Source organism: Capnocytophaga sp. oral taxon 380 str. F0488, assembly GCF_000318255.2.
Classification (GTDB): Bacteria; Bacteroidota; Bacteroidia; order Flavobacteriales; family Flavobacteriaceae; genus Capnocytophaga; species Capnocytophaga ochracea.
The window spans coordinates 23,470-36,315 of sequence record NZ_KB291174.1; the positions used below are offsets into that span (position 1 = coordinate 23,470).

The following is a 12,846-nucleotide window of genomic DNA, read 5'->3' on the forward strand; positions in this document are numbered from 1 at the left end:
TGTTAAAAACGGGGTTTCGAGGCGAAAGAAAAGGAAAAGGCATTAGGCCATAGGCCTTAGGTGCTAGGGGGGAGTATGACGAAAAAGGGAAGAAATGACGAATGACAAGGGACGAATGACGGAGGTAATGTGAGGTTATAGCGGCGACGGGTAGGCGTAGCACGGCTGGTAAATTAATTAGCAAATTTATGTGAGGTACACAGGCGTTTTATTAATAGCAGATGAACAGATGAAAAGTGACAAAAATAATATAAATAGTGTATAATTCTTTCGTGGATAGCATATTTTTCTTACTTTTGCACCAAAATCTTAAAAACAGATAATAGAATGGCAGACACTCAACTCACTCCCGAACAATATGAACTTTTCAAAAATGCTGAAAATCGCCTCAAGCAGAAACGATTGTTATATCTTCACTTCTTTGTCTTTGTGTTAGGCTCTATCTTTTTTGTGGTAGCCAATAAGGTATTAGACTACGGAGCGACCTATAATTGGTATTTATGGGCGGTACTCTTGTGGCTTTTCATCTGGCTGTGGCACGCTATGAATGTATTTGTATTGCATCGCTTCTTAGGAAAGGAATGGCAAGAAAAGCAACGCGAACAACTGATTGCAGCTCAACAGAAGAAACTTATAAAGATGGAAGTCGCAGTAGAAAAAGAGCTTGCTACACAAAAGGAACAAGCAAAACGGGAATTGGCAGCTGAACAGGCTGAGAAAGATAACGAGCAAACCAATACGTCGTCTACAAACTTTTAACTGTTCACTTTTCACTATTCACTAAATATGATAACTCTTATAGCTGCTGTTGCCGAGAATAATGCTATTGGCAAAGGAGACCAACTGTTATGGCATTTGCCTGAAGATTTTAAGCATTTCAAACGCCTCACGACGGGACACTGCATTATAATGGGACGGAAGACTTTCGAGACTTTCCCCAAACCTTTGCCTAAACGTACACATATTGTTATTACGCGCCAGAAAGGGTATGCGAAAGAGGGAGCTGTGGTGGTTTCTTCAGTTGAAGAGGCGATAGAAAAGGCTTTGACAATAGACTCTAACCCTTACGTGATAGGCGGTGGAGAAATCTATGCGCAAGCCCTCCCCTTTGCCGATGCGATAGAACTCACACGGGTACATCACACTTTTGCCGAAGCTGATGTATTCTTTCCTGAGTTTAACCGTGAAGAATGGGAGTTAGTAGCCTCTGAGCGTTTTGAAAAAGACGAACGGCACGCTTATGGGTTTACTTTTGAAAGATACGTTGTAACACGGTCGTAGCACGACGGGTAGCCGTAGCACGGCGGGCAGTCGTAGCACGACAGGCAATTTTGTAGTGATTATAATATACCAATACTGATTGTAAAATAGAAAATATTACGCGTAGAAGCGAGTTATAAATAGAATAAAAATGAAAAAATGGATTGGCTCCTTTGCTTTATGGATAATGGGGTGGAAGATAGAATTACAAGGTGATTTGAAAACTTTAAATCGCTGTGTGTTAGTAGTAGCACCACACACTACTAATTGGGAGTTTGTTTTGGGTATTTTGGCTTATTGGAAGATGGAAAAACCGATTAAACTCATTATAAAAGATGCGCATACTAAAGCGTGGTACGGCTGGTTAGTGCGCAAGTTAGGAGGGATTGGTATCAATCGTTCACAGCGCAATCACTTGATAGAATTTGTTACTGAACTCTTTAAGAAAGAAGACTTTAGCTTGGTAGTAACCCCTGAGGGCACGCGTTCTAAGGTGAACAAGTGGCGTATGGGCTTCTACCATATAGCTCTTTCTGCCCAAGTACCCATAGTTTTAGGTGCTGGTGATTTTAAGAAGAAAATGATATACATCGGGAAGACCATTAGCTTAGAGGACTTACAAACGCTCCCACAAGAGCAAATAATGGAGGAAATACAGAACTTTTATAAGGATATTACTCCTAAATACCCCGAGCAGTGGAACCCTAAAATTTATTGATGTGAAAGCAGTCGTTATAAGGAATTGAATAATATAAAAAGTCAGCTATAAAAGCTGACTTTTATATTATTGTATCATTTCCCAAAGTTTGTCTTTCAGTTGCTGAATACCTTTGCCCGATACCGACGAGATAAACAAGAAAGGCGTACCGCCTAATCCTGTTGCTACTTCTTGCCGAATGGCTTCGGTGAGCTCGTCGTCTAACATATCCGATTTTGAAATGGCTATGAGGCGGTCTTTGTCCAGTAGTTCAGGGTTGTATTCTTTGAGTTCGTTTAACAAGATATGATACTCAGCTATGATATCCTTGCTGTCAGCGGGAATGAGGAATAGCAATACCGAGTTGCGCTCTATATGTCGCAAGAAGTAATGCCCCAAGCCTTTGCCTTCGGCAGCTCCCTCTATAATCCCAGGTATATCGGCTACTACAAACGATTGGTAATCGCGGTTTTGCACAATACCCAAGTTAGGTTTGAGGGTTGTGAATGGATAGTCGCCTATTTTTGGCTTAGCAGAAGTAATTACCGATAGCAATGTAGATTTGCCCGCATTGGGGAAGCCTACAAAACCTACATCAGCTAATACTTTCAACTCTAAGAGCAACTCGCGTTCTTCACCAGGGAGACCTGGTTGGGCGTAGCGCGGGGTTTGGTTGGTAGCTGTGCGGAAATGCCAGTTGCCTAACCCACCTTTGCCACCGCGCAAAGCGATGATTTCTTGTCCATCTTCAGTAATTTCAAAGAGTACTTCCTCGGTTTCAGCATCTTTAACAATGGTTCCTAAGGGGACTTCCAAAGTGATATCTTTACCGTCGGCACCAAAACTACGGTTGGCTCCTCCGGCTTCTCCGTGTTCGGCACGAAAGTGCTGTTGGAACTTGAAGTGTATGAGTGTCCAAAGGTGTTTATTGCCACGCAAGATGATATGCCCTCCACGACCGCCATCGCCTCCATCAGGACCTCCTTTGGGTACGAACTTCTCGCGGTGTAGGTGCATCGAGCCTGCACCTCCTTTACCAGAGGCGGCGTATATCTTTACGTAGTCGGTGAAATTGCCTTCGGTCATTGGGGATTATTCAGCTTTTATTTTGTCAATGGTCTCAGAAAGGCGAGTAGTAATTTCTTCGATAGTACCTATACCATTAATAGTGTGATATTTACCTTGCGTTTGATAGAAAGTGATAAGAGGAGCTGTTTTTTCGTTATATTCAGTGAAACGGTTGCGTATTTTCTCTTCGTCTTGGTCATCAGTGCGACCGCTTACTTTACCGCGCTCTACCAATCGTTTGATGAGCACCTCGTCATCAGCTTCCAAGGCAAGAGTACCGTGAATGCGCATTCCTTTACTTTCTAAGAAAGCATCAAGAGCTTCGGCTTGTGCAATAGTACGAGGGAACCCATCGAAGATAAAGCCCTCGGCATTAGGGTTCTTTTCAACTTCCTCTTGTAGCATTTGTATAGTAACTTCATCGGGTACGAGGTCACCTTTATCCATATACGATTGAGCGAGTTTGCCGAGTTTGGTTTCGTTCTTGATATTATGACGGAAAATATCGCCGGTAGAGATGTGCACTAAGTTGTATTTGTCTTTCAAGAATGCAGCTTGGGTGCCTTTGCCAGCCCCTGGTTTGCCGAAAAGTACTAAATTTGTCATAGTTAATGAAGTGTTTAATTGATATACTTGGGGTAGGTTGCGCGCTATCTCGTCAAAATCCAATCCATAGCCCACGATAAAGCGGTTAGGGATAGGTTTGCCTACATAGTCTATTTTGAGGTCTTTTTTGTAGGCATCGGGTTTGAAAAACAGGGTAGCCACGCGGAAAGAGTTCACCTTTTTATCTTCGAAAATGCGGTAAATTTCTTCTAAAGTGTTGCCGGTATCGATAATGTCTTCCAAGATTACCACATCGCGTCCTTCCACTGGGGTAGAAAGCCCTATGAGTTGGTGTATTTTTCCAGTAGACTGAGTACCTTTATAAGACGCCATTTTTACAAATGATATTTCACATTCGCCTTTGTAGTGCCTTAGGAAGTCGGCTGCAAACATAAAAGAGCCATTCAGTATGGCAATGAAAATTGGGCGTGATTCTTGCAAATCTTGATATACCTCACTTGCCATTCGTTCGGTAATTTGGTTGAGTTCCTCGGCAGATACGTAAGGCTCAAAAGTCTTATCGTGTAATTTTATCAGTTCCATTGTTTAGTCTTTAGTCGTTTAGAAATTGATTCTGTTGAATACTTTTGCAGAGTTTTCTTTTTGATGTGAAAAAGAATAAATGATTACATTCCTCATCTCTTCTTCAATAATGTAATATATGGCTATTTTATACTTTTTGGTATATAGTATTCTTAAAGCTTTATATTTTTTCGGACATATAAAGGGCATAAATCTAAGGTAGTCCAAATTATGCTGAATATCATCATAAACTTTATCAGCTAACCCTTGTTGTAGTATATCGTATTTAGCAATAATACTTTTCAATTCTTTCTTAGCTTCTTCAGAAAAAAATAAGTTATATTCCAAATTCATCTCTTATTTCTCTTTTTACTTCTTCATATGGAATTAATAACTCTGGGTGATTTTTATATTTTTCAATACGTTCATCTAACATCTGTTTTTGTGCTTCAGGAATGTCATATTCTTCTTCCTCTTCCCAAGTAGCTCTTTCACGTAAAAAGCGATATTCCTCAATAGGAATAACGGCTAATATGTCATTCCCTTGGAAATCTTTGATATATTGTACAGCTGAGTTCATAACAAACTATTTAATTGTGGATTTAAATTGCAAAAGTAATCAATTTTAATGAATGAGCAAAATCTGTTTTTTTTAAATATTGTAAAGAGCAAAGCTATAATAAACGTCGCTTTTCTCATAATTTATACAAAAATAGATTGTCCTATATCTGTTAATATCAGCTCTTTGCCTTTTGCCTTAAAACTCCTCTTTGCTAAATCCTTATCATCTAACTTAATGAGGTTAAAAGTGTCGTAATGATACCCCAACACCTTGTTGCATTTCACAAAGTCCGAAGCCATAATAGCGTCTTCCACGTCCATTGTAAAGTTACCTCCAATGGGCAATATAGCTAAGTCCAACTTATAACGCACTGGTATAAGTTGCATATCAAAATACAAAGCCGTAGCCCCCGATACGTATACCGTCTTTTCCAAAGTTTTAATCACAAACCCACAAGCGCACCCGCCGGCAGTGCCATTTTCAAAGGTAGAAGAATGCAACGCTGGTACCATCTTCACCGACCCAAATGGGAAACTGTACAACCCTCCCAAGTCCATAGGGTGCGAATTTTCAATTCCCAAATTAAAAAAGTAATTAGAGATTTCAAAATTCGAAATGATTTGCGCTTTCGTGCGCTTAGCTATCTGCTCCACGTCCGATATATGGTCTTGTTGCGCCGAGGTTATCAAGATGTAGTCAGCAGGAATCGTATTGATATCTATATGGCTTGCCAAAGGATTATTAGCAATAAAGGGGTCTACAAGCAAATGTGTATCGCCTATTTTGATGCTCACACACGAGTGTCCGTAATAAGTTACCTCCATAGTTATTATGTTTTTTAGTGTATTTATTTAATATATATAACGTCCGTTACTATCTCCTTCTTTCGTTTAACTCTCCTTAAAATATATGTATCAAAATCCCCACAAAAAAGAGTACCGAAAGCAAAAAAGTACTCAGGGCTACTATCTTTAATTCTTTATCAAGCTGTTTGAGTTCGGTATTTCGTTTTACAGTGAGCAAATGTCCTATTAAAGGCAGAAAAGCAACTAAGTACAGAAGCTCCCAGCGCATTTGCAAACGCATCACCGAAAAACCCAACATTGCCACCATCGCCAATATAACTAAATAATAATGATAATATTTAGCCATCGGAATTCCCATTTTCACTACCAATGTATGTTTGCCCGAACGCTTATCGTTCTCATAATCGCGCATATTGTTTAAGTTCAGCACTGCTACACTCAGCAAGCCAATAGCAATAGCGGGCAACCATATAACCTTATTCAAGCTCTCTGTGTATAAGAAATAACTGCCTACCACACTCACTAACCCAAAGAACACAAACACAAATAGGTCACCCCAACCCCGATATCCATAAGCCGATTGCCCCACAGTGTACTTGATAGCCGCTACCACACACAGCACTCCTAAAACAAAAAACACCGAGATATATAACAGATTTTCTCTTCCAAAAGCCGTATAAATAAGCACCGTAGCCGAAAATAACGACAGTAAAGCAGTGATAAGTACAACCCTCTTCATCTGCCTACGCGTAACTCTCCCGCTCTGCAAAGCTCTTGTAGGACCTATGCGGTGCTCATTGTCCGTGCCCTTTACCCCATCGCCATAATCATTGGCAAAGTTCGAAAGCACCTGAAACAAAATAGTGGTAAGCAGTGCCCAACCAAAAATCTCCCACCTAAAAGCGTAAGGGTCTTCGCGAAATGCCAAAGCACTCCCCGTGATAATCCCCGCAACCGATAAGGGTAAGGTGCGCAACCTCGCAGCTTTCAAAAGAGTTATGATATCCATAGAGCCTGCAAAATTACAAATACTAATGACAAATACAATAATATATTCTAATAATTCTTTTTGCTTTATACTTTTCTCTAAAAATGATTTTAATACCTCTACCTCAACTTTCAAAGCCCATAGAAGTTACTAAAAAAGATATTTATTCCGTTTTGAAGATAATTTTCAGAATGTTTTTCTATAAAAACAGTGTTTGTGTAGAAATGTATAGATATAGCTATCGTCCAAGATTCGTCCAAGGTTTGTATAAGGTTTGTATAAGATACCTATAACAAGAACTTTTTTCTGTTTGGTTTCTCTATATTATAGCCTATCCGAATTTACGCGCCACACTTTGGCAAAGTTTGAAACTTTGTCAAAGTTGATTGTACTGATAACCAACCACTTTTTCGGTATTCGTAGGGGTAAAGCTTGTGATAGTAGCGTATGTGAGGCTATTTGTCCCTCCAAAAAACAAGCCTTTTTATTGGCAATCTATTTTTGTTTGACTATAAAAACACTTGTATTAGCTTAATTCTATATCTTGATTTATCTTTTACCTTTTTAGCTCTTACTGCGTAAAATATATCAATTTCCTTCTATAAATGCTCAACAACTTCGATTTGGAGATAAACCCTACGTACTTACCGTCCTTCACTACGGGCAAGTTCCACGCACCAGTATGCTGAAACTTATCCATTACGGTGCTCATCTTGTCCTTGCCCATTTCTATGATGGCAGGTGGTTTCTGCATTAGTTCTACGGCAGGAATCTTGTCGTAATAGTTCGTTTCAAAAATCAAGTGCCGTATGTCGTCAAGCAGTATCACACCTTGTAGCGTACCTTTTTCTCGGTCAAGCACAGGGTAGATATTGCGGTTCGATTCGCGCACAGCATTGTACACCACCTCACGAAGTTTCATATCGGTATATACGGGGGTGAAATTGTGTTCCACCACTTGGTCAAAATCCATTAGGGTGAGTATCGATTGGTCTTTATTCTGCGAGATGAGTTCTCCTTTTCTGCCTAATTCCATCGTATAAACAGAATATTTGTTAAAGTATTTGGCTACCAAAAACGATACCGCAGCAGTGAGCATCGCCGGTACTAACAGCGAATAGCCTCCCGTTACCTCGGCGATGAGAAAAACAGCCGTAAGGGGTGCGTGCAATACCCCCGTCATCAGGGCAGTCATTCCCACCAAAGTGAAGTTGGGCAACTCTGCTTTGTAGCCCAAAATAGGAAACTCGTTGATGATGCGCGCCAAGCAGTTTCCCATCACTCCCCCCATAAACAGCATAGGCGAGAAGATACCTCCTACCCCTCCCGCACCAAAGGTGAGCGAGGTGGCAATAACCTTTGCAAAAGTGAGGGCAGCCAAAAGTAGGATAATCACCCACGCATTCGATAAGTCCCAACCAAAAATATTACTACTCAGTGATAGTTCGGGGTGACCTTCTTTTAGGTGATTGATAATCTCGTGTCCTTCACCGTAAAGCGGTGGCATTATGTAAATAAGCAAACCCAAAAGACCTCCGCCTACTACTATTTTTAGCCAAGGCGAAGTGAGTTTCTTAAAAGCAGCATTTATTTTCTCATAAACATAGGTAAAGTAAGCCGACATCAATCCGCCTACCACGCCTAAAAGAATATAAAAAGGAATACCTTGCAATGAAAAAGCTCGCGTGATGGTTATGGGTATCAATACTTCACTGCCAAAGAAGAAATAAGAAGTGAATACCCCACAAAGGGAAGCGATAAACAGCGGTATGAGTGACGAGAGCGTCAAATCCAACCCAAAAACCTCAATAGCAAACAGTATCGCCGCAATAGGCACTTTAAAGATAGCTGCTAAAGCCGCCGCACAAGCACACGCCAAAAGCAACATCCGGTTAGATTGATTAATGTGAAAGAACCTGCAAATATTGGAACTAATACCTGCCCCCGTTACTACCATCGGACCTTCTAACCCCACCGAACCTCCAAAACCAACGGTAATAGGTGCTGTGAGGATACTGCCATACGCCTGAAAGCGTTTCATTATCCCTTTTTGGTGGGCTACTGCATAAAGAATCGAAGGGATTCCGTGGTTCACATCGTGCCGTATCACGTATTTTTTTACCAAATACACAATGGCAAAGCCTAACATTGGGAGGATAAAGTAAAAACTATAAGTAATAGTTTGAGCGAGCTTGTCGTCTAGCAACCACTGAATAAGATGTGTAAACGAGCGCATTGCCAAGGCAGCCAATCCCGTAGCAATGCCTATTATTCCGCTGAGAATAAGGATAAAACGCCTATCCGAAATATGCTTTACACGCCATATCAAAAGGCGTTTGAGAAGATGTTGCTGGTGATGGGTCGTCATTATACTTTTCTTAAAAACGGTGCAAAAATACAAAACAAATCTCAATACACCAATTATTCTTCACCTTACCTTCTCCATAGGTTCAATCATTCTCCGTTCATTTTTCATCTGCCTATGTGGCTCGCACCGTCTTTTGTTCCTCTTTCCTTCACTGATTCTTAATCTATTAGTCAGCGTAGAGCCACTGTAGAGCCACTGTAGACCCACTGTAGACCCACTGTAGAGCCACTGTAGAGCCACTGTAGAGCCACTCATCGTTCGCCTTACTTTCGCCTTTCTATCGCTACATACTTTGCCAAAGTTGAAAATCACTCAAAAAACTTATCTTATTTTCACCATTAATCATTAACCATTAACCACTAATCATTAATTCTCCTTTTTTGCTATTTCAAAAAAACTTTGTACTTTTGCACTTTACTAAAACAGAATAATTATGTCTTGGTTTAAAAGAACAGCAAAAGGAATACAAACCTCCACTGAGGAAAAGAAAGATATCCCCAAAGGATTATGGTTTAAATCACCCAGCGGTAACATCGTCGAACAGGACGAGTTAGCTTCCAATTTCTATGTAAGTCCCGACGATGGGTATCACGTGCGCATAGGTAGTAAAGAGTACTTCCAGATATTGTTTGATAACAACGAATTTCAAGAACTCGATGCCAATATGAGCTCTAAAGACCCTTTAGAATTTGTCGATACAAAACCCTATACCCAACGTTTGGAAGAAGCTACTCAAAAAACAAACTTAAAAGATGCCGTGCGCACTGCCGTAGGAAGCTCTAAAGGTAAGTCTATTGTAATAGGCTGTATGGATTTCGCTTTCATCGGTGGTTCTATGGGAAGTGTGGTAGGTGAGAAGATTTGTCGTGCGATTGATTATGCTATCAAACACCGATTGCCTTTCTTGATGATTTCTAAATCAGGAGGCGCACGTATGATGGAAGCCGCTCTTTCACTAATGCAAATGGCTAAAACGTCTATTAAACTCGCTCAGTTAGACGAAGCCAAACTACCTTACATCTCGCTTTGTACCGACCCTACAACGGGAGGTATCACTGCATCGTTTGCGATGCTGGGCGACATCAATATAGCCGAACCAGGGGCTCTTATTGGTTTTGCAGGACCTCGTGTAGTGAAAGACACAACAGGGCAAGACCTCCCCGAAGATTTCCAAACAGCAGAGTTCTTACTCGAACACGGCTTCTTGGATTTTATCGTAAACCGCAAAGAGCTCAAAGACAAAGTGAATTTGTACATCGATTTGGTGATGAACCGCGCCGTGAGAGCTTAAAATATAGGCGGCTCGCACCTTCGGCAAAGTTGAATCCCTAAAACCTAACAATGTGAACACACTTATATTAAATAAAAATATCGACTTTGAGCAGTATCAACAAATAGTTGATTACTTTGCTACCATAGGAATTGAGGTAACCAATCCTTACGAATATCCTTCTCTAATAACAAATGAGGATAAACAAGCTATTGCCTTAGCCCGTGAAGACGTCGAAAAAGGTAATTGGATAGACGGAAAAGAATTATTCGATAACATCAGAAAAAGATATGCGAGTAAGGTGGTCGGGTAAAGCTAAGACAGAGCTAGAAAACACTTTAGATTTCTGGAGTGAGAACAATAAATCTGACTCTTATTCTGAAAAGATAGCAATTGAAACTGAAAAAGTTCAGAAAGAAATAGAAGAAGACCCTTATTTTTTAGCTAAATACATAGAGGAAGATAATGTTTATCAGCGAATTTTCTTTAAAGGAAGATTTTTACTCTACTATGAAATTAAGGGAGATAGTGTAATAATTCTCAGATTCAGAAGCACTAAACAAAAACCCTTGTTTTAATTCTTAGTATTGTAATAAAAACTAAAGTAATATGAGTCAGTAGTTTCCTACTATTGCCTATACCCTAACGCCTATGGACTAAGTCCTATTGCCTAAATATGATTTCTTTCAAAGCACCGAGTAATATAGCCTTAGTAAAGTATTGGGGTAAGAAGGGGGAACAGCTCCCTGCGAACCCTTCTATCAGCTTTACACTCACGCATTGTTATACCGAAACTTCTATTGAATATGAACGTAGGAGTGAATCTTCTATTGCCTCAGGCGAACCCTTTTCATTCGATTTTAGCTTTGAAGGACAACCCAAACCTTCTTTTCACCCTAAAATCCATACTTTCTTTGAGCGGATTGTAGCTTACTTACCTTTCTTAAAGGACTATCATTTTAGTATTGCCTCACATAATTCTTTCCCTCATAGCAGTGGTATTGCGTCTTCTGCAAGCGCAATGGCTGCCCTCTCAGTATGCTTAATGCAAATTTCTAAAGAGTTAGGAGAGACTTCCACAGAAGAAGCTTTTTGGCAAAAAGCCTCTTTTTTGGCGCGCTTGGGTTCGGGCAGTGCCTGCCGAAGTGTACAAGGCAATATAGTCGTATGGGGCGAACACTCTGCCATTATAGGAAGTTCCGATGAATATGGTATACCCTATCCCCTCCCCGTTCACGAAGTTTTTCAAAATTATCAAGATACTATTTTGCTCATCGATAGAGGTCAGAAGCAAGTCAGCAGTACCGTAGGTCATAACCTAATGCACGGTCACCCTTTTGCTGAGGCGCGTTTTGCACAAGCCAATGAGAACATCAATAAACTTGTCAGAAGTTTTGCTTCCGGTGATGTAGAACGTTTCATAGAAGTAGTGGAAAGTGAAGCTCTCACTCTGCACGCAATGATGCAAACCAGTATTCCATACTTTATTCTGATGCGCCCCAATACGTTAGAAGTGATTCAGTGCATATGGCAATATCGTAAAGAAACGAATATCCCGCTTTGTTTTACGCTCGATGCAGGGGCTAATGTACATCTGTTATACCCTAAAACTTCTACTACGGAAGTAAAATGGTTTATAGAAGAGGAATTAGCTCAATTTTGTGAAGGACGACAATATATTCACGACGAAGTAGCTACTATTTAGCCCGATTTCTTCTCCGTTGGTTTTAGCCCTTTTTTGATAATTCACATATTTGCTAATTGGCAAATTATTCCTACCTTTGCACAAATTTCTTAAACGAATGAACAAAACTGTTCTCATCACTGGTGCTACATCGGGCATAGGCAAAGAAACCGCCTTGCTACTTGCCTCCAAAGGCTTTTTGGTCTACGGAACAGCGCGCAATGTAGAAGGCAAAAACTTGCCTTTTCGTCTCTTGCCAATGGACGTGCGAAACGAAGCTTCTATCAAAGAAGCAGTACAGCAAATCCTCACCGAAGTAGGTCGCATCGATATACTCATCAATAATGCAGGTGTAGGTGTTACGGGTGCCGTAGAAGAACTCCCCGCTGAGCAGTTGCACAACGTTTTCGCTACCAATCTCTATGGTGCTATAACTGTGATACAGCAAGTCCTCCCAGCAATGCGCTCTCAAGGAAGCGGACGTATCATCAACATTGCCTCTATTGCAGGCTATATGGGCTTGCCTTTTCGCGGGGCTTATTCAGCCAGCAAAGGTGCTCTCCTCCTGATGAGTGAAGCTCTTCGTATGGAAGTTAAGTCTTTTGGCATAGAAGTCTGTACCATTTCCCCAGGCGATTATGCTACCGATATTGCCTCTCGCCGTTACCACACCCCTGTAAACGAAGGTTCTCCTTATGCCGAAGTCTATGAAAAACAACTCCGTCTGATGAACGAGCACGTCGATAGTGGTGGTGACCCCAAAGAAATGGCAGATAAAATACTGAAAGTCATCAATACCAAACACCCAAAAGTACATTACAAACAAGGTAGTTTCTTACAGAAGTTCTCCATTGTCCTCAAACGACTTTTTCCGAGCAAATCCTACGAGAAAATGCTGATGAAACACTATCAATTAGGTGCGACTCGCACAGGCAATTAACCATTGCGTCACACACTTTGCCAAAGTTGAATAGCATTAATTGTCAATTATCAATTATCAATTATAAAATAACAT

At 40.6% G+C, this 12,846-nt stretch carries 15 protein-coding genes; 8 read left to right on the top strand and 7 right to left on the bottom strand.

Going from position 1 to position 12,846, the window contains the following annotated elements; translation table 11 throughout:
* Nucleotides 1-327: 327 nt before the first annotated feature.
* From HMPREF9078_RS01330 to HMPREF9078_RS01340, 3 genes are all read left to right on the top strand, one after another.
* Nucleotides 328-759 (top strand): 2TM domain-containing protein, encoded by a 432-nt coding sequence (locus HMPREF9078_RS01330; RefSeq protein WP_009418916.1) that lies wholly within the window; start codon nt 328-330, stop codon nt 757-759.
* Between the two features lie 27 nt (nt 760-786).
* Nucleotides 787-1,281: a dihydrofolate reductase gene (locus HMPREF9078_RS01335; protein ID WP_009418917.1), complete on the top strand. Its 495-nt coding sequence runs from the start codon at nt 787-789 to the stop codon at nt 1,279-1,281.
* A gap of 130 nt (nt 1,282-1,411) precedes the next feature.
* Complete coding sequence (locus tag HMPREF9078_RS01340) at nt 1,412-1,978, top strand: 1-acyl-sn-glycerol-3-phosphate acyltransferase (RefSeq protein WP_009418918.1); 567 nt, start codon at nt 1,412-1,414, stop codon at nt 1,976-1,978.
* Nucleotides 1,979-2,044: 66 nt separating this feature from the next.
* Here HMPREF9078_RS01340 and obgE read toward each other — a convergent pair whose 3' ends face one another.
* The 7 genes from obgE to HMPREF9078_RS01375 all read right to left on the bottom strand — a co-directional run bounded on the left by obgE (nt 2,045) and on the right by HMPREF9078_RS01375 (nt 8,877).
* Nucleotides 2,045-3,043: a GTPase ObgE gene (gene obgE, locus HMPREF9078_RS01345; RefSeq protein WP_009418919.1), complete on the bottom strand. Its 999-nt coding sequence runs from the start codon at nt 3,041-3,043 to the stop codon at nt 2,045-2,047.
* 6 nt (nt 3,044-3,049) lie between these two features.
* Nucleotides 3,050-4,174: an adenylate kinase gene (locus HMPREF9078_RS11445; protein WP_009418920.1), complete on the bottom strand. Its 1,125-nt coding sequence runs from the start codon at nt 4,172-4,174 to the stop codon at nt 3,050-3,052.
* Nucleotides 4,175-4,192: 18 nt separating this feature from the next.
* Nucleotides 4,193-4,507, bottom strand: a complete 315-nt coding sequence (locus tag HMPREF9078_RS01355) for a type II toxin-antitoxin system RelE/ParE family toxin (RefSeq protein ID WP_009418921.1) — start codon at nt 4,505-4,507, stop codon at nt 4,193-4,195.
* Nucleotides 4,491-4,733, bottom strand: coding sequence for an addiction module protein (locus HMPREF9078_RS01360; RefSeq protein WP_009418922.1), 243 nt, complete (start codon nt 4,731-4,733; stop codon nt 4,491-4,493). The genes HMPREF9078_RS01355 and HMPREF9078_RS01360 overlap by 17 nt, the downstream gene beginning before the upstream one ends.
* A 122-nt stretch (nt 4,734-4,855) precedes the next feature.
* Entirely contained in the window at nt 4,856-5,539 is a 684-nt protein-coding gene (locus tag HMPREF9078_RS01365; protein ID WP_002673809.1) for a metal-dependent hydrolase, read from the bottom strand.
* 76 nt (nt 5,540-5,615) lie between these two features.
* Nucleotides 5,616-6,530, bottom strand: a complete 915-nt coding sequence (menA, locus tag HMPREF9078_RS01370; RefSeq protein WP_369797099.1) for a 1,4-dihydroxy-2-naphthoate octaprenyltransferase — start codon at nt 6,528-6,530, stop codon at nt 5,616-5,618.
* A gap of 550 nt (nt 6,531-7,080) precedes the next feature.
* The gene (locus tag HMPREF9078_RS01375; RefSeq protein ID WP_009418926.1) at nt 7,081-8,877 is read right to left on the bottom strand and encodes a chloride channel protein; all 1,797 of its coding nucleotides are present in this window, start codon (nt 8,875-8,877) and stop codon (nt 7,081-7,083) included.
* Nucleotides 8,878-9,310: 433 nt separating this feature from the next.
* Between HMPREF9078_RS01375 and accD the strand changes: the two genes are divergently transcribed.
* The 5 genes from accD to HMPREF9078_RS01400 all read left to right on the top strand — a co-directional run bounded on the left by accD (nt 9,311) and on the right by HMPREF9078_RS01400 (nt 12,771).
* On the top strand, nt 9,311-10,168 hold the full coding sequence (gene accD / locus HMPREF9078_RS01380; RefSeq protein WP_009410329.1) for an acetyl-CoA carboxylase, carboxyltransferase subunit beta: 858 nt from the start codon (nt 9,311-9,313) through the stop codon (nt 10,166-10,168).
* 52 nt (nt 10,169-10,220) lie between these two features.
* Complete coding sequence (locus tag HMPREF9078_RS01385) at nt 10,221-10,460, top strand: hypothetical protein (protein ID WP_009417173.1); 240 nt, start codon at nt 10,221-10,223, stop codon at nt 10,458-10,460.
* Nucleotides 10,438-10,725, top strand: a complete 288-nt coding sequence (locus tag HMPREF9078_RS01390) for a type II toxin-antitoxin system RelE/ParE family toxin (RefSeq protein WP_009417180.1) — start codon at nt 10,438-10,440, stop codon at nt 10,723-10,725. The genes HMPREF9078_RS01385 and HMPREF9078_RS01390 overlap by 23 nt, the downstream gene beginning before the upstream one ends.
* 98 nt (nt 10,726-10,823) lie before the next feature.
* Nucleotides 10,824-11,852, top strand: coding sequence for a diphosphomevalonate/mevalonate 3,5-bisphosphate decarboxylase family protein (locus HMPREF9078_RS01395; protein WP_009418928.1), 1,029 nt, complete (start codon nt 10,824-10,826; stop codon nt 11,850-11,852).
* A gap of 97 nt (nt 11,853-11,949) precedes the next feature.
* A complete protein-coding gene (locus HMPREF9078_RS01400) occupies nt 11,950-12,771 on the top strand; it encodes an SDR family oxidoreductase (RefSeq protein WP_009418929.1) in 822 nt (273 codons plus the stop codon).
* Nucleotides 12,772-12,846: the final 75 nt, after the last annotated feature.